12 protein-coding genes are annotated in these 17811 nt (G+C 66.2%); 8 read left to right on the top strand and 4 right to left on the bottom strand.

Translation table 11 applies throughout. The annotated features are described in order from the left end of the window. Positions 1-132: 132 nt before the first annotated feature. The 3 genes from carB to NTV05_09420 are packed head-to-tail and all read right to left on the bottom strand — an operon-like array spanning position 133 to position 6476. A complete protein-coding gene (gene carB / locus NTV05_09430) occupies positions 133-3375 on the bottom strand; it encodes a carbamoyl-phosphate synthase large subunit (protein ID MCX6544623.1) in 3243 nt (1080 codons plus the stop codon). Continuing rightward, positions 3376-4509 (bottom strand): glutamine-hydrolyzing carbamoyl-phosphate synthase small subunit, encoded by a 1134-nt coding sequence (gene carA, locus NTV05_09425; GenBank protein MCX6544622.1) that lies wholly within the window; start codon positions 4507-4509, stop codon positions 3376-3378. Beyond that, a complete protein-coding gene (locus NTV05_09420) occupies positions 4506-6476 on the bottom strand; it encodes a PEGA domain-containing protein (protein ID MCX6544621.1) in 1971 nt (656 codons plus the stop codon). The genes carA and NTV05_09420 overlap by 4 nt, the downstream gene beginning before the upstream one ends. A gap of 278 nt (positions 6477-6754) precedes the next feature. Between NTV05_09420 and bshC the strand changes: the two genes are divergently transcribed. The 8 genes from bshC to NTV05_09380 all read left to right on the top strand — a co-directional run bounded on the left by bshC (position 6755) and on the right by NTV05_09380 (position 16684). Next, on the top strand, positions 6755-8356 hold the full coding sequence (gene bshC, locus NTV05_09415; protein MCX6544620.1) for a bacillithiol biosynthesis cysteine-adding enzyme BshC: 1602 nt from the start codon (positions 6755-6757) through the stop codon (positions 8354-8356). A gap of 9 nt (positions 8357-8365) precedes the next feature. Then, positions 8366-10711: a PBP1A family penicillin-binding protein gene (locus NTV05_09410; GenBank protein MCX6544619.1), complete on the top strand. Its 2346-nt coding sequence runs from the start codon at positions 8366-8368 to the stop codon at positions 10709-10711. A 30-nt stretch (positions 10712-10741) separates the two neighbouring features. Beyond that, positions 10742-11572, top strand: coding sequence for an XdhC/CoxI family protein (locus NTV05_09405; protein ID MCX6544618.1), 831 nt, complete (start codon positions 10742-10744; stop codon positions 11570-11572). A 3-nt stretch (positions 11573-11575) separates the two neighbouring features. Then, positions 11576-12898, top strand: a complete 1323-nt coding sequence (locus tag NTV05_09400) for a 5'-deoxyadenosine deaminase (protein ID MCX6544617.1) — start codon at positions 11576-11578, stop codon at positions 12896-12898. 84 nt (positions 12899-12982) lie between these two features. Continuing rightward, positions 12983-14071, top strand: a complete 1089-nt coding sequence (gene hrcA / locus NTV05_09395; protein MCX6544616.1) for a heat-inducible transcriptional repressor HrcA — start codon at positions 12983-12985, stop codon at positions 14069-14071. Positions 14072-14100: 29 nt separating this feature from the next. Beyond that, positions 14101-14649, top strand: a complete 549-nt coding sequence (grpE, locus tag NTV05_09390) for a nucleotide exchange factor GrpE (GenBank protein MCX6544615.1) — start codon at positions 14101-14103, stop codon at positions 14647-14649. After that, complete coding sequence (gene dnaJ / locus NTV05_09385; protein MCX6544614.1) at positions 14646-15791, top strand: molecular chaperone DnaJ; 1146 nt, start codon at positions 14646-14648, stop codon at positions 15789-15791. Before grpE ends, dnaJ begins: the two co-directional genes overlap by 4 nt. Beyond that, entirely contained in the window at positions 15791-16684 is an 894-nt protein-coding gene (locus tag NTV05_09380) for a 50S ribosomal protein L11 methyltransferase (GenBank protein ID MCX6544613.1), read from the top strand. Before dnaJ ends, NTV05_09380 begins: the two co-directional genes overlap by 1 nt. A gap of 498 nt (positions 16685-17182) precedes the next feature. Here NTV05_09380 and NTV05_09375 read toward each other — a convergent pair. Beyond that, positions 17183-17811: DUF418 domain-containing protein (locus NTV05_09375; protein ID MCX6544612.1), on the bottom strand; the 629-nt coding region annotated here is incomplete at its 5' end.

Raw genomic sequence — 17811 nt, 5'->3', positions numbered from 1 at the left:
TACGCACGGGTAGTGCACGTGTCACGAGGTGGCAAGTCGGGTGCCACACGGTGCGCGGCAACAGGGGCCGAAAATGCAGCTCCCGCCGTCAGACCATGTCAGGCCCTGTCAGATTCTGCGATCGATAGGGGCTCAGCGGTTGGCAGATCCTGCGTGATGGTCCTGGAGCGCACGCACGTCGAGCGGGTGCGTCCCCAGCGCCCGGATGGCGCTCACGGCGGCCGCCGCGCCCGTCAGCGTCGTGATACAGGGGACGCCGTGCAGCATGGCCGCACGGCGAACGGCGCGATCGTCGAAGAACGACGCCCGTCCAAGCGGCGTGTTGATGATGAGCTGAATCTGGCCGTTGACCACCTGATCGGCGACGTTCGGCCGGCCCTCGTTGACCTTGAAGACGGTGTCGACGTCCACGCCGTGCACGCGAAGGTACGCGGCCGTCCCCCGGCTCGCCACGATCTGGAACCCAAGCGATGCGAGGTCGCGCACGGTCGCCAGGACGTTGGGCTTGTCATGGTTATTGACGCTGACAAACACGGTGCCGGACGCCGGCAGCTGCTGGCCCACCGAGAGGTACGCCTTGGCGAACGCCTCTCCGAACGTCGACGCTCCGCCCATCACCTCGCCGGTGGACTTCATCTCGGGCCCGAGAATCGTATCGACCCCCGGGAATCTGATGAACGGAAACACCGGCGTCTTGACGAACACGCCGTCGACGGTGAGGTCGTCGGTCAGCCCGAGCTCAGCCAGCGATCGCCCGGCCATCACCCTGGCCGCGACCTTCGCCAGCGGCACACCGGTCGCCTTCGACAGGTACGGCACGGTCCGTGAGGCGCGGGGATTGACCTCGAGGACGTAGACGGTCTCGTTCATGATCGCGTACTGCGCGTTCATCAGTCCGACAACGCCCAGCGCTCTCGCGATGCGTCGCGTGTAGTCGCGAATCGTCGCGAGGTGGTGTTCGGCCACCAGGTATGGCGGAATGACGCACGAACTGTCGCCCGAATGGATCCCGGCCTCTTCGATATGCTCCATCACGCCGCCGATCATCACGGCGCCGGTCGCATCGGCGACCGCATCGACGTCAAGCTCGAAGGCGTCTTCGAGGAACCGGTCAATCAGCACCGGGTGGTCGGGTGACGCGTCCACAGCCGTCGTCATGTAGCGATCGAGCGCGCCCGGGTCGTAGACAATCGCCATGGCGCGGCCGCCCAGCACGTACGACGGGCGCACCACGATCGGGTACCCGATCGACGCCGCCACGTCGCGTGCCTCGTCGCGCGACGTCGCCGTCCCGCTTTTCGGCTGAGGTATCCCGAGGCCGGTAAGCAGCGCCGAGAAGCGCTTGCGATCCTCCGCCAGGTCGATTGAATCGGGCGAGGTCCCGAGGATGCGCACACCCGCGTTCTGCAACGGCAGCGACAGCTTCAGCGGTGTCTGCCCGCCGAACTGTACGAGACACGCTACCTCCCCACCGGCCTCCCGTTCCTTCTCGACGATGGCCAGCACGTCTTCGAGCGTCAGCGGCTCGAAGTACAACCGGTCGGACGTGTCGTAGTCGGTCGACACCGTTTCCGGGTTGCAGTTCACCATCACCGTCTCGAACCCTTCGTCCCGCAGGCCGAAGACGGCGTGGCAGCAGCAGTAGTCGAACTCGATCCCCTGCCCGATCCGGTTGGGACCGCTGCCGAGAATGATGACCTTGCGGGCCGGCGTGGGTGCGGATTCGCACTCCCGTTCGTAGGTCCCGTAGAGGTACGGCGTGAAGGACTCGAACTCCGCCGCGCACGTGTCGATGCGTTTGTAGACCGCGCGCACACCCAGCGCCTCACGTGTCGCGCGCACGATCGCCTCGCTGGCCCCGACCGAACTGCCGATCTGCGCATCGCTGAATCCGGCGCGCTTGGCCCGGCGCAGTTCCTCCTCGCCAAGGTCCGCGATGTCCGTCTTCCCCAGTTCCCGCCGCTGGTCCACCAGTTCGGCGAACTGGTTCAGAAACCAGGGATCGATCATCGTCAGGCCGTACAGGCTGGCGAGCGGCCATCCGCGATCGAGCGCTTCGAATACGCTCCAGATCCGGCGGTCGTTCGGCGTGGACAACCGCTGCCGCAGTTCGTCGTCGTCTTCCTCCCGCGAGGCCGCATCTTCGAACAGCAGACTCGAACGCCCCATTTCGAGCGAGCGCACGGCCTTCATGAAGGCCTCTTTGAAGGTGCGGCCGATGGCCATCACCTCGCCCACCGATTTCATCTGGGTCATCAGCGTGCGATCCGCCTCCGGGAACTTCTCGAAGTTCCAGCGAGGGATCTTGACGACCACGTAGTCGATGGCCGGTTCGAAGGAGGCCGGCGTCAGCCGGGTGATGTCGTTGGGAATCTCGTCGAGGTGATACCCCAGCGCGAGCTTGGCGGCAATCTTCGCGATCGGAAAGCCCGTCGCCTTCGACGCCAGCGCCGACGACCGGGACACGCGCGGGTTCATCTCGATCGCGACCATGCGTCCGTCGCGCGGGTTGATGGCGAACTGGATGTTCGACCCGCCCGTTTCGACGCCAATCCTCGTGATGATGCGCCGTGCGGCATCGCGCATCCGCTGGTATTCCTTGTCTGTCAGGGTGAGCGCCGGTGCGACGGTGATGCTGTCGCCCGTGTGCACGCCCATCGGATCGATGTTCTCGATCGAGCAGATGACCACGAAGTTGTCGGCGGCGTCGCGCATCACCTCGAGCTCGAATTCCTTCCACCCGATCACGGATTCCTCGATCAGGATCTCGTGCACCGGGCTCATCGCGAGGCCGCGGCGAACGACCTCGTGGAACTCGTCGATGTTGTAGGCGATGCCCGCGCCGACGCCGCCTAGCGTGAACGACGGGCGGATGACCGACGGGAAGCCGAGCGTCTTGACCAGTTCGAGCGCGTCTTCGAGCGAGCGCGCGTAGCCGCTTTGCGGCACTTCGATATCGATGTCGCGCATCGCGTCGCGGAACTTCAGGCGATCCTCGGCCACCTCGATCGCTTCGACCGACGCGCCAATGAGCCGGACGCCGTAGCGGTCGAGCACGCCGCGTCTTGCCAGCGTGATGGCCAGATTCAGGGCCGTCTGGCCGCCCACCGTCGGCAGGAGCGCATCAGGCCGTTCGCGGGCGATGATCGCCTCGAGGAACTCGGGGGTGAGCGGCTCGACGTAGGTGCGATCGGCGAGCTCGGGGTCGGTCATGATCGTGGCGGGATTGCTGTTGACCAGCACCACCTCGATGCCCTCGCTGCGCAGCGCCTTGCACGCCTGCGATCCCGAATAGTCGAACTCGCACGCCTGGCCGATCACGATCGGCCCGGCTCCGACCACCAGCACGCGCCTGATGTCTGTTCGGCGAGGCATCTAACCGCGCTCCATCGCGTCAACAAACATTCCGAACAGGTAGTCCGCGTCGTGTGGCCCGGGCGAGGCCTCCGGATGGTACTGGACGCTGAAGATCGGCTTGCGGCGATGACGGAAGCCCTCGAGGGTCCCGTCGTACAAATTGGTGTGCGTCACTATCAGATCGGGCGGCAGCGTCTCCGGATCCACGGCGAAGCCGTGGTTTTGCGACGTGATCTCGACCCGGCCCGTCTCGTGGTGCTTCACCGGATGATTCGATCCCCGATGCCCGAACTTCATCTTGAATGTCCGCGCGCCGAGCGCCAGGCCCAGCACCTGGTGCCCGAGGCAGATGCCAAACAGCGGCAGATCGCCAGCCACGAGTGCCTGCACATTGGCAATGACATACGGCAGCGCGGCGGGATCGCCGGGGCCATTGCTCAGGAACACGCCGTCGGGCCGGTCCGCGATCAGCATCTCCGCCGGCGTGGCCGCGGGATACACGCGAACGGCGCAGCCGTAGGCCGCGAGTCGGCGGAGAATATTCCACTTCATCCCGAAGTCGTAGGCCGCGACGCGCAAGCGCCTGGTGGCAGGCCGCGCAACAGGAAACCCGTAGCCGCCGATTCCGGCCGCGGCGTCGGCCGGAGGCCAGTCGAACGGTTCGGCGCACGTGACCTGCCGCACCAGATCGGCGCCGACCATTGATGGCACGGCCCGCGCCCGCATCACCAGATCGTCAGGGTCGCACGCGGATCCTGTCGCAATCACGCCGCGCATCACACCGGCCGAGCGAAGCCGGCGCGTGAGCGCGCGCGTGTCGATGTCGCCGATGGCGACGACGCCGGCGGCCGTCAGATACTCGCGCAGAGTGCCGGTTGCCCGCCAGTTGCTGGCGACCGGCGACGGGCTGCGCATGATGAAGCCCGACACCTGCGGCCCCCTCGATTCCACATCATCGGGGGTCACCCCGTAATTGCCTATTTCGGGGCAGGTCATCGTGACCATCTGTCCGGCGTACGACGGATCGGTCAGGATTTCCTGGTAGCCGGTCATCCCGGTGTTGAACACGACTTCGCCAGACGCGGTGCCTTCCGCGCCGGCGGCCGTGCCCTGGAACCAGGAACCATCTTCCAAGGCGAGAACGGCCTTCACCGCGAGATGTTCCTCTCGAGTGATGCCGACACACGCCGCGGCTTGCCCGCGACGACTGTGATGGAGGTGGTCCACGGGCCGAAACCCGCAAGCCTCAGTTCGACGGTGTGGCGCCCGGGGGCAACCCTGTTCAGCGTGAACGGCGTGATGCCCACGTCCTTGCCGTCGAGAATCACGCGCGCCCCGGGTGGACGCGAGTCAAAGGAAACCGCAGATGTGGGAACCGGCTTCTTCGCCGTGGGCTTGCGCGGCGCGGCGGGGGCACGCGTGACCGGAGCAACGGCCGCGCGCTTTGCCGGCACGGCCGAGGCCGGCACGGCGATTGGAGTCGGCGCGGACACCGGAGCCGGAGCGGTCGCAGATGGCCGGCGTGCCGTCTCACCAGCCGGCACCGACTGAGTCTGGGCCACGGCCGCGGTCGCGGGAGTGGGTTGGGCTCCCCACCGCGCACCCATTTCGTAGCCCCCGAGCAAGCCCAGCAGCAGGCCGGCTACGGCGGCGATCGCAATCGGCGCATAGGACCGTTTGGTCTGCGGCGCCTCGTCAGGCTCGTAGCGCCTTGGCGGGCGCGAGAAATTCTCACCTCCCCGCGTCGGGTCAATCGCTCGCGGCACAGGCAGATCGAGCCCGAGCGCTCCCGGATCCCGCGCGTCATCGACGGCAGAATCGGGCCCGGCTGATCGCGGCGGCGCGGATGGTGATTCGGCGGGCTCGGCAGCCAGGAGCGACGGGGATACGTCCGTGTCGGCCTCGTCCCATGCTTCGGGAGGCGGGGCGTCAGGCCGCGTCGAGATAATCGGAACGACCGGCTCCAGACGCGGCGTCGGTCTCATCCGAAGCTCGTATCGCTCTGATGGTTCGACGCCAGGTGGAACGGCGAGGTCCGGCGCTCCCGGGGCCGCATCGAGCGACTCGGCCTCATCGATGCGGTGGCCGGGCTCAGCCTCCTCGGTGTCCCAGTCGTATCTCAGCTCTCGGCGATCCTCCACCGGCGCCGCCGGCATCGGGACATCCACGGCCGGAGCCGGTTCGCTCTTCAGTTCCGCCACCGGGAGCACTGCGCCCGAGGCTTCCGCCGCATATGGTGGATCGTCGAGGCCCGGCAGTTTGGGAGCTCTGGGCTTGATCTTGCGACGCGAGCCGCCCGCCCGGTCGCCCGGCGCGCGTACGATTCCACCTTCCACCAGCGTCAGGGCCATCGCGCTCGCGAAATCGCGCGCATTGGCCGGCCGGCGATCAGGATCCGGATCGATCGCGGTCTCGAACAACTCGCGCAGCGCGGCGACATCATGCACCTGGATGTCGGCGAGTCCCGGGAACGGTTGCTCAGTCCCCGGCAGTGCGCGGCGCCCGGTGAGCACCTCGTACGCGATGACCGCGAGCGAAAATACGTCGGCCGCCGCTCCCCATTCGAGCCCCGATTCCCGCTCAGGGGCTGCATACGGCCGCCGGATCGGCCCGTGCTGACCGATCCCCTCGAGAGCCATCGGCACTCCAAGGCCGGTGACGCGAGTCTCGACCGGCGTCACCATGATGTCCCTCGGATGGAGCGACCCGTGAAACACGCCGACGCGCGCGGCTAAATCCAATGCCTCGGCGGCGTGCCCGATCATGCGCAAAACATCAGCGGCAGGCGCCGGTCCATACTGGCGGATGGCGGCATCGAGCGACTCGCCCTCGACGTACTGCTGGGCCAAGTACGCGACCGACTCTTCAACACCGGTGGCAATCGGCAACGCGATATGAGGGTGCCCGAGGTCGATGTCGACCAGGCGTTGCAGCCGGTCGGACAACTCCGCTGCCCGCTCCGGCGTGATATCGAGGGTAAATGCCTTGACCGCGACCAGGTGCTGGTCCTGTTCGTCCAGCGTGCGAAAAACGGGGCCCAGGACGCCGGCGCCAATCTGATGCTGGAGTCTGAACCGGCCAAAGGCCGGAGGCGGCGAGTAGGAAGTACCTGGAGTCAAGTCCTTACATCGACCAGTGGCCCGAGGTTCGAGTGTCGAATCAGGCGTTCGCCGGCCTGTCTGTCACTGAACTGCTGATTCGGAACACTAACACGGAACTTCTGTGGCTTCAATTGCCCGCGAGGGGGCGTTGATCGCCAGGACGCGCGAAGCGTTCGACTGGGCGAACAACTGACCGGCGGTCGGCTTGACAGTCACTGGGGCGTCTGAGACAGTAGCTCTCGGTGACCCCATATCCCGATTCTGCTTCCTCCGGCGTCGTTGATCAGGCGGTTGACATGCGCCTCTACCCGGGAATCCGCCGCCTGGCGGCTGACTATTCGGACGGCGCCGATCGCCTGCTCGACTTCTTCGCCGGGGACCCTCGCCAACCGGAAGCGTGGCGAAAAGCGATCGAGCGCGCCCAGACGCATCCCCGGAACCGAGCCGGTTTGTCTGATGCGCTGACGCGGCAGCAGCGGTACCGCGGAGCGCCGCCTGAGGCCTTGGCGGCATCCGACCGGCTCCGCGATCCCCGCTCGGTCGCAGTCGTCACGGGCCAACAGGCGGGGCTGTTTGGCGGCCCGCTCTATACCCTGCTCAAGGCCATCACGGCGCTGAAACTCGCGGCACGCATCCGGCAGGACTACCAGGTTCCCGCCGAGGCGGTGTTCTGGATTGAATCGGAAGATCACGACTGGAACGAGGTCGATCACTGCCAGGTGCTCGACGCCGATCTGCAGTCTGCCACTATCAGCCTGCCGAGTCCGGCGCGCGCGGGCGAGGTACCGGTAGCCCAGGTGCGGCTGGACGCAAGTGTGTCTGCCTGCGTCGATCGGCTGGCCGACGTGCTTCCGCCTACGGAATTTACGAGCAGCCTGCTGACGAAGATCCGCGGCGCGTACCAGCCGGGCCATGGCATGTCCGAGGCGTTCGGCCGCTGGCTGGAGTCACTCCTGGGCGAGTTGGGCTTGATTGTCTACGACGCCGCCGATCCGGCTGCCAAGCCGCTGGTCGCCCACATCTTCGCGCACGAAGCCGCGTCTGCGGGCCATACCGCCAAGCTCGCTGCCGAGGCCGGCGAGCGCCTGGTGGGTCTCGGCTATCACGCCCAGGTTGTGCCAGCGCCCGACCAGGTGTCGATGTTTCATCTCGACGGCGGCCGCCAGGCGATCACGCTAGCCGATGGCCGGTTTGTGGTGGGTGGACGTGCGATGGATCGGAAGTCACTCGTCGAGCTGACCGCGTCGGCGCCGGCGGCATTCAGCCCAAACGTGCTGCTCCGCCCGATCGTGCAGGATGCGCTCTTCCCGACCATCGCCTACGTGGCGGGCCCGAACGAACTGGCCTATCTCGGGCAGCTCAAAGCGGTCTACGCCGATTTTGGCGTCCCGATGCCCCTGATGTACCAGCGCGCGTCGGCCACGCTGCTCGATTCCGCCAGCGTGCGCTTTCTGGCGAAGTACGGCGTGTCTCTCGAGACGCTGCACGCACGGGACGAGGGCACGCTCAATCGCCTCCTCGAATCGCAGCTGCCACCCGCGGTTGAACAGGCGCTTCACGAAGCGGACTCGGCCATCGGGCAGCGGATGCAGGTACTGATCGACGCCCTGCCGGCGCTCGATCCGACGCTGGAAGGTGCAGCCCGGTCGGTGGCGGGCCGCCTTCGACATGAGCTCCAGGGGCTGCATGGCAAGATCATCCATGCCGCCAAGAAGCGCGACGAGACGCTCCGGCGGCAATTCGGGCGCACGCAGGCGCAGGCGTTTCCGGCCGGACAGGCCCAGGAGCGGTCGACCGGATTTGTGTATTTTCTGAACCGCTACGGACCGGCCCTGATCGATCGACTGATGAGCGACCTCTCGATCGATCCGGGCTCGCACTGGATTCTGACGATTTAGGGAACCTCCGTGACGCCTGACGCCACATCAGCCAAGAAGCCGGCCCGACCCAAGCAGCGGAAGCGGCGCCTCAAGCGGTGGATCGCGCTCGTGCTCGGGATCCCGCTCGTGGTGGCGCTGGCCGTCACCGGGTACTACTACGTCACGTTTGCGAGGCTGATCGATGAACGGCTCCACGGTGAGCGCGTGCGGACGATTCCCAAGGTCTTCGCGAGGCCCTTCGAGATCCGCCGTGGTCAATGGCTCTCGGGGCAGCAGATTGTCGACCGGCTCAACGACCTCGGCTATGCGGAGCGTGCGAAGGCGGAGAAGCCCGGCGAGTTCGCCCGCATCGACAACCTGTTGACCGTGCTTCCCCGGGGTGGCGATCAGGCCGGCCGCAGCATCCGCGTCACGCTCAGATCGCTTGGCCCTCGGGACCCCCGGCCGTTCGGGCCCGATGGCAAGCCGCTGCCGACGACGGTCATCGACAGGATCGACGTGGCTGGAGCACAGGCCATTGGCGCGGTGCAGCTCGAGCGGCCGTTGATGACGGCGCTGGTGACGGCCAACCGCGAGAAGCGGCGTCGCGTGTCGCTGAGCCTGATTCCCAGAATGATGGTCCAGGCCGTGCTCGCGATCGAGGACCGCCGGTTCTACGAGCATCCCGGGATTGATCCAATCCGCATTGTCGGTGCCGTCATCACCAACATCCGGGGAAACAAGCCGTACCTGGTGGGCGCCAGCACGCTGACCCAGCAGCTGATCAAGAACTTCTTTCTGACGCCGGAGAAGTCGTGGCGTCGCAAGTTGCAGGAACAGTTTCTCGCAGTGGTACTCGAGACGCGGGCCACGAAAGACGAGATCCTCGAGCTCTACCTGAACGACGTTTACCTCGGGCAGCGGGGATCGTTCGGCATTCACGGTGTGCCCGAAGCCGCGCGGCTGTTTTTCGGCAAGGACGTGACGAACCTGTCGCTGGCCGAAGCGGCCACGATCGCCGGCGTGATCCAGGCGCCCTTCACGCACTCGCCGTTCTCGTCGACCACGCGGGCGCGGGACCGCCGCAACGTCGTCCTTCAGGCGATGGCTGACGCCGGATACGTGAGCACGGCGGCGGCCGAGCGCGCCGGACGAGAGCCGGTCCAGATCGCCGCTCATGCGCTCGATACCGAAGCCCCTTACTTCATCGACCTGCTGGGCCAGGTGCTGGCCGAGCAGTATCCCGGGCTGCTGGCCAGCACGTTGCCCGTCGAGATCTACACGACGCTCGACATCAACCAGCAACGCATCGCCCAGGACGCCGTGCACGACGGCCTGGCGCAGATCGACCTCCAGCTGAGCCGGCGCAAGATCAAGACCCGGGCGCAGGTGGCGCTGATCGCCGTTGATCCGCGCACGGGCGACATCCTGGCGCTGGTCGGCGGGCGCACGTACAGCCAGTCCCAGTTCAACCGTGCGCTGGCGGCGAGGCGTCAGCCAGGATCGGTCTTCAAGCCCTTCGTCTACCTGGCCGCCTTCGAGAACGCCGCCCACGAGGGGCTGACCGACATCACGCCAGCCACGATCGTCGATGACGTACAGACGACGTTCACATTTGAGGGTAAGGAGTGGACGCCGGGCAACTACGAGAATGAGTACGACGGGGCCATCACGCTCCGGCGCGCGCTGGCCCACTCGCGCAACACCGCCACCGTCAAGGTGGCCGAAATGACGGGCTATGACAAGGTCGCGAACCTCTGGAAGCAGGTCGGATCGAGCACCGTGCCCAAGCCGTATCCGTCCATCGCGCTCGGGGTCTTCGAAGCCACGCCGTTCGAAGTCGCGACGGCGTACACGATCTTTCCGAACTATGGCGAACTTCGCCCTCTCCGCGCGCTCAGCCGCATCTTCAACGGCGGACACGAGGTTCGAGTGGTCACCCCGCCCGCCAGGCGCATCACCCGGCGCGACGCGACCTTCCTGGTCACCAATATGATGCGCAGCGTGCTCAATGAAGGGACCGGCGCGAGCGCACGCAGTTACGGATTCAGCGCAGACGCCGCCGGCAAGACCGGCACGACCAACGATCTGCGCGACGCCTGGTTCGTCGGATTCACGCCTGAGCTGCTGACGGCGGTGTGGGTGGGCTTCGACGACAACCAGCCGCTCGGACTGAGTGGCGCGGTCGCGGCGCTCCCGATCTGGACCCGCTTCATGATGGGCGCGCTCGCCGGACGTCCCCGCACGTCGTTTGGGGTGCCCGACGGCATCACCTTCGTGGACATCGATCGTGACACCGGCAAGATCGCGCAGCCGGCGTGCCCTCGGGTGTTCTCCGAGGCGTTTCTGATCGGTACCGAGCCGACCGAGATCTGCACGCTGCACAAGTTCTAGAACATCCCGACTCCCCTGTATAATCGCGGCGTGCAGGAAGCGGTCTTTTCCGCCGTCGTCCGCGCCCTCGAACTCGGCGAGGCGGCGGCGCTGGTCACCATCGTCGCGACTCGCGGATCCACGCCCCAGCGCGTTGGCGCAAAGATGCTCGTCTGGGAAGACGGACGCACCGTCGGAACCATCGGCGGCGGATGCTACGAGAACGACGCGGCCGGCAAGGCCCGCGAGCTCATCCGCACGCGAACAGCACAGGTCGTCCGCTACGATCTGACCGATGACGTCGCCGAAGAACACGGGCTCATCTGCGGAGGACAGATGGAGGTCTTCATCGAACCGCTCGACCCGTCCCCGCACGTCTACCTGATCGGCGCGGGACACATCAGCCAGCATCTCGCGGCCGTCGCCCACGATGTCGGCTTCCGTGTTCATGTCGTCGACGATCGCGGCAAGTTCGCGAGCCCTGCCCGGTTTCCGGACGCTGTCGAGGTCGCCGTCGAGCCGATCCCGGACTGGCTGGCGCGAACCGAACTGCCGCCGTCGGCGTACGTGGTGGTGGTCACGCGAGGCCATAAGCACGATTTGACCGCCATGCAGGCCCTGGCCGGTCGCGCATTCCGCTACGTCGGGATGATTGGCAGCCGGGTCAAGGTGGCGCGCATCAGAGAAGCCCTGGCGCAGTCTGGCGTCGCCCCTGCGTGGCTCGACGCCGTCCGTGCGCCGATTGGCCTGCGAATCGGCGCCGTCACCCCCGAGGAGATTGCCGTCAGCATCGTCGCGGAACTGGTGGCTGTCCGGCGAGGCGCGATCGAGCAGCCGGAGACCTCGGCCTTGTCCATGAAACTGGTCTGCACCGGAGCATAGTTCGTGTCGAGCATCCTGATTCGCGGCGGAACGATCCTCACGATGAACGACGCCATGGACGTCTTCATCGGCGACGTGTCGGTGCGCGATGGCCGGATCGCCGCCATTGGCGGAGGGATCGAAGGACCGCACGATCGCACCGTCGACGCGTCAGGCTCGCTGGTGCTGCCAGGTTTCATCCAGACACACGTGCACCTGTGTCAGACGCTGTTCCGAGGATATGCCGACGATCTCGCGCTGATCGACTGGCTGCGCCTGCGGGTGTGGCCGATGGAGGCGGCCCACACGCCTGCGTCGCTCCGGGCCTCGGCCCGACTGGCTGCCTGCGAGTTGCTGTTGACGGGCACGACAACGGCGCTGACGATGGAAACCGTCCATGACACCGACGTGGTGTTCGATGCGATCGCGGGGACGGGCCTGCGAGCGACGATCGGGAAGTGCATGATGGACGCCGACGCGCAGGTGCCGCGGCGCCTGCTCGAAGACACGCAGGCCTCGATCGACGACAGCCTGGATATCCAGCGGCGATGGACCGGCGCGGCCAACGGGCGGCTCTCCGCGGCCTTCGCTCCCCGCTTCGCCGTGTCCTGCTCGCGAGCGCTGCTCGAAGCCGTGGCGTCGCTGTCGGCGAGTGCGGATGTCCTGGTCCATACCCACGCGTCCGAGCAGCAAGAGGAAGTACGTATCGTCGAGCGGCTCACGGGCCGCCGCAACCTTGAGTACTTCGCGGACATCGGCCTTACGTCGCCGCGGCTTTGCCTCGCGCACTGCATCTGGGTCGACCCGCACGAACAGGCGCTGATGGCCGAACACGATTGCAAGGTGCTCCACTGTCCCGGCTCGAATCTGAAGCTCGGGAGCGGCCTGGCCCCGATTCCAGAACTGCGGGCGCGGGGCATCTGTGTGTCGCTCGGCGCCGACGGCGCCGCGTGCAACAACCGCCTCGACATGTTCGAGGAGATGCGCCTCGCGGCAGTCATCCAGGCGGTGCGGAACGGGCCAGGGGCGTTGCCAGCCCGCGACGTCGTCTGGATGGCCACGCGCGAAGGCGCGCGGGCTCTGCGATTGCAGGCGGACATCGGGTCGATCGAGGTCGGCAAGCGAGCCGATCTCATCGTCGTTGACGTGAGCCGATTGCACACCACGCCAGGGCCCGATCCGTATTCCACGCTGGTCTATGCGGCACGCGGAACCGACGTCAGCACGACGATCGTAGATGGCCAGATGCTGGTGAGCGACTTCGCGCTTGCGCACCTCGATCCCGTCGAGATCGCGGCGGAGGCCAGGACCGAGGCGAGAGCTCTCGCGTTGCGTGCCGGGATTTGAGTCGCACTCCTGGTGCTTGCCGTCTACTTCTTCCGACGTTGGTATAATGGCAACAGGGCCTGACGTGCCCGCGTGCGGAAAACCATGGCCATAGAACCGCTGTCTCTCAACGAGCGTTCGCGCCGCATTCTCGCGACGCTGGTGCGGGAGCACATCGACTCGGGCGAACCCGTGGCCTCGCAGGTACTTGTGCGCCGAGGCGGCTTCGGTTTGTCGTCAGCGACGATTCGCAACGTCCTCGCACGGCTGGAGAAGCTCGGCTATGTCCGGCAGCCTCACACGTCGGCCGGCCGCGTGCCGACCGATTCCGGCTACCGGATCTACGTAAACAGCCTGCTGACCCGCCCGCGGGTCTCGCGTGCGACCTCGTCGGTCGAGGCGCAGATGCTCGAGCGGATTGGCGGCCGGCCTGACTTCGACACGGTGATTTCGGCCGTGCCGCACATGCTCTCACAGGCCTCGCGTCATGTCGCATTCGCGACGACGCCGTCTGCCGGTACGGCGGAGTTCCAGCGCATCGAGTTCGTGCCGCTCGGGTCGGGCCGCGTGCTCGTCATCGTTGTCGCACGCAATTCGCAGGTCAGCCATAAGGTCATCGAACTCGAAGACGAGGTGGCCGCGGGCGAACTCGAGCAGGCGGCCAACTATCTGAACATCGAGTTCTCCGGCATGTCCCTGGCGGCAGTCCGTGACGCGGTGCTGGAACGCATGTCCCACGACCGCATCCTCTACGACCGTTTGATGGCCCGGGCGTTGCGACTGGCGCGCTCGACGTTTGAAGGGCTGGGCCATCAGGTCTCGCTCTTTGTCGACGGCACCTCAGCCCTGGTCGACGAAGTGTCGGCCCCGTCCAGCGGCATCACGCTGGCGGCGCTGGGCGTGCTGGTCCGCCTGATCGAAGAGAAACATCGCCTCGTCCAGCTGTTGAACGAGTACATCGACACGCCTGGCCTCACGGTCATCATCGGGGCCGAGCATTCCGATCCGACCCTCCGCCAGTTCAGCCTGGTCGCGTCGACGTATTCGGATGGCAGGGACACCGGGTCGGTCGGCCTGATCGGTCCGCTGCGAATGCACTACGCCAGGGCCATCTCGATGGTGGACGGCGCGGCGCAGGCGGTCTCCCGCGTACTCACCGAACCGTCAGGCCAGAAGACCCCGAGAGATACCTAGTTCGAGCATTTTGAACCATGACAGAAGAGATGAATGAACCCGATCAGGTCGGCGCGGCCGACGACGACGCGCCGGTTGTTCCGACGGGGAGGCCCGACCGGGACGCGGTCTCGGACACCGAGACTCCGACCCGGGAACAGGCGCTCGAGCAGGAGCGCGACCAGTATTACGACCGCCTGCTGCGCACGTCGGCCGAGTTCGACAACTACCGCCGGAGAGTCGACCGCGAGCGCCGCGAACAGGCAGACCGGACCGTGACCGACGTGTTTCTGGAGATGTTGCCGATTATCGATGACCTCGAGCGCGCGCTGAAGGCCGAGGCCGCCGGCGAACAGGCCGAGGCGTACCGCCAGGGCGTCGAGCTCATCTATCGACAGATGGTGGAACTGTTGAGGCGGCGCGGCGTGACGCCGTTCGACGCGCTCGGCCAGGATTTCGACCCACACCTGCATCAAGCCGTCGTCTCTGAAGAAGCACCCGACCGGCGCGATGGGGAAGTGATCGAGCAGTTCAGACGCGGCTACATGGCCGGCGATCGCCTGCTCCGGCCGGCGACGGTCAAGGTGGCCCGGGCGTGAGCAGGCGAGATTACTACGAAGTGCTCGGTCTCGCGCGGACGGCATCCGAACAGGAAATTAAGAGCGCGTACCGCAAGCTGGCACTGCAGTACCATCCCGATCGCAATCCGGGCGACAAGTCCGCCGAGGAGAAATTCAAGGAAGCTGCCGAAGCGTACGCGGTGATTGCCGATCGCGACAAGCGAGCCTCCTACGATCGGTTCGGCCACGCGGGCGTCGGAAACTCCACCGGTGGCGGATTCGACCCGTCCGTGTTCCAGGGCTTCGAAGACATCTTCGGCGGACTCGGTGACATCTTCGGGCTTGGCGACATGTTTGGAGGAGGCCGCCGCCGGGGCGGGCCACAGCGCGGATCAGACCTGCGCTACGATCTCGAAATCAGTTTCGAAGAGGCCGCCCGCGGCGTCGAGACCGCGATCCAGATTCCCCGGCTCGAACAGTGCGACACATGCCGGGGGACGGGCGCCGCAGCCGGCAGTGCGCCGACGCGCTGTCCACAATGCCAGGGCCGGGGACAACTTCGCTACCAGCAGGGCTTCTTCGTCGTCTCCCGCACGTGCGGGTCATGCAATGGATCGGGGTCGGTCATCGCGAACCCGTGCGCCGCGTGTCGAGGCACGGGACAACTCACCCGAGATCGCAAGCTCACCGTCAAGATCCCGGCCGGGATTTCGAGCGGCCAGCGCCTCCGCCTGTACAGCGAGGGAGAGGCCGGGGCCATGGGCGGGCCCGCAGGCGATCTCTACGTCGTCGTCCAGGTCCAGGAGCACGAGTTCTTCAAGCGTGAGGGCGACGACCTCTACTGCGAGGTGGCCGTCAACTTCTCGACGCTGGCTCTCGGGGGAGAGATCACCGTCCCGACCGTGGATAGCGAGGAGTCGCTCCGGATCCCGGACGGCACTGACGCCGGTACGGTCTTCCGCATCCGAGGCAAGGGCGTGCCGAACGTCAGCGGGCGGGGTCGCGGCGATCTCCATGTGCTCGTCCAGGCGAAGACCCCCAAGAAGCTCACCAAGGAACAGAAGGCCGCCATCCAGCATCTCGCCAAAGTGCTGCCGCCTGACAAGGTCGAAGTCCGGAAGCCGGGCCAGGAATCCGAGGACCGCGGCGTGTTCGGTCGCGTCAAGGATCTGTTCAGCTGATGCGAACCTGGCCGGCACTGACGCTGACCTTTCCGAATGACCAACCTGGTTGCGACCGGCCGGGCGTGAACGTTGTCGGCGAGACCTCCGAACCGGCCGTATCGCTGCAGGACCGTGTTTCGGCCTGCCTCGACGGCCTTGATGTCGTCGCCATTGAAGAACCGTCCGCAGACGTCTGGCGGGTCTGTTTCCGAGACACCGTTGCGCGGGACCAGGCCGTCGGCGCTCTCGGCGATCTGATTGACGCGGGTCTGGCGATCGAGGAAGTCGACGTGCCAGACGAAGACTGGGCTCGTCGAAGTCAGGCGGCGATACACGCCATCCGAGTAGGCGGGGTTGTCGTGGCTCCGCCGTGGGACCCCGCGGCTGTCGCGCCGACGCCGGATGCCTTGACCATCGTCATCGAACCGGGCATGGGATTCGGCAGTGGGCATCACTCGACCACACGGCTGTGCCTCCAGGCCCTCCAGCGAGTGAGCCCGCACGGGCGGGCGGTGCTGGATATCGGCACGGGATCCGGTGTGCTCGCGATCGCGTCGGCGCTGCTAGGAGCGTCATCCGTGCTGGCGGTCGATGTCGATCCCGACGCGCTGGATTCGGCGCGCACCAATGCGGCATTGAACGGCGATCCCACGACGCTTACCTTCCGGCAGGCCGATTTCAGAGCTGAGCGCCTGCCCCAGGCCGACATCGTGCTGGCCAACCTGACGGGCGCGATGCTGGCCTCGTCGGCCGACGACGTGCTGACACTCTGCCGGCCGGGTGGCGCGGCGATTCTGAGCGGCATCACCGTCGAAGAAGCCACGGGAGTTCTGGAGGCGTTTGCCAGTCGCGCGAGGATCGAATGGCAGGCCAGCGAGGAAGGCTGGATCGGCCTTATCGTGCGGCCCTGACGCGTCTTCGCGCCTCTTCGACGGGAGTCGTGAGACAGGATCGATCGACTGCGTTCCGGCCTGTTGAACTTGCGATCGCGCCCTCCGGCCTCTTGTATCGGTGATCGCGAGCTCCGGCTTCTTGACCTGGAGATCGCGAGATCCTGCCTCTAAGAGCCGTCATCGGGCTGACGGTCGTCGACCGGGTTCTTCCCCGTACCGGAAACTCCTCGAGGATAGCCATCTGGTTTCGCCGTAAGTTCGGCGCTATCCGCGGTAGCGACCTCGGAGGCTGGGTTGTCTCAGCAATCACTGGATTTCGGTACGCTGCCGATAGGGTGGTGGGCTGAGCAACTACGAGCGAGCGGTGCGCCGCTGCGACAGGATCGCACTAGACTACCGGTTCGTCGGCTCCATCTTCAGGTAGCGTAACGGTGCACCTCGAAAACGAGGGCTCCACTCGTCCCGGTACGGGGCATCAGACGACCGACACTTGCCACACTGCTGTGTTCGCTTGGTTCACACTTCCACTGCCTCAGGCCGACGAAAGGGCTGAAACCTCGCATACGTCAGTGACCGAAGCAACCACTCAGCGGGCCCGAAGCGGAATCGCGCCAGCCACCACCGGCTGAACACTATGAGTGCGCCAAATAGGGTTCCCGCGCCAGCCAGTCCGAGTTGAGGGGTGATTGTCTTTGCGTCGATTGCGTAGTTGCCGAACACGATGCCTATCACGGCGAACTGAATCACGTAGTTCGTGAGCGCCATCCGGCCAGCCGCGCCGAAGACCGCGGTGAGCCTGCGCTCCCACGTTTGCGACCTGTCGACGAGCAGCGTGATAGCCAGGATATAGATCGCATGGAGTCCCAGCTGCCAGCGGTAAGCGAGTCCAAACCCACTCTTGATTCCCGCCGCGACACGCACTGAAGGGATCACCCATGCGGCTGGCCAGAGTTTCTGGTCGAGACGAAACTGACCGAACACCCACCATGGCACGCCAATGAGAGTGACGGCGATGAGGAGTCGCCAACCGACCGCGTGCCGCTCGAACACGCCCAGACGCAGGGCGAGAAGCCCGATCAGCAGCGGGATCGCTCCCTGAAGGGAGCCCAGCACGACGCCCAAGTAGCGTCGCTGCCAGCCCGCTT

The sequence above is a fragment of the Acidobacteriota bacterium genome (assembly GCA_026393755.1).
Classification (GTDB): Bacteria; Acidobacteriota; Vicinamibacteria; order Vicinamibacterales; family JAKQTR01; genus JBAXOX01.
Note: the sequence above shows the minus strand (reverse complement) of the source record. Positions and strands in the feature narration are given on the sequence as shown.

Coding starts and splice junctions, on each gene's coding strand:
- carB (MCX6544623.1), bottom strand. CDS start 3,375: ATGCCTCGCCGAACAGACATCAGGCGCGTGCTGGTGGTCGGAGCCGGG.
- bshC (MCX6544620.1), top strand. CDS start 6,755: ATGCGCCTCTACCCGGGAATCCGCCGCCTGGCGGCTGACTATTCGGAC.
- hrcA (MCX6544616.1), top strand. CDS start 12,983: ATGGCCATAGAACCGCTGTCTCTCAACGAGCGTTCGCGCCGCATTCTC.
- grpE (MCX6544615.1), top strand. CDS start 14,101: ATGAATGAACCCGATCAGGTCGGCGCGGCCGACGACGACGCGCCGGTT.
- NTV05_09380 (MCX6544613.1), top strand. CDS start 15,791: ATGCGAACCTGGCCGGCACTGACGCTGACCTTTCCGAATGACCAACCT.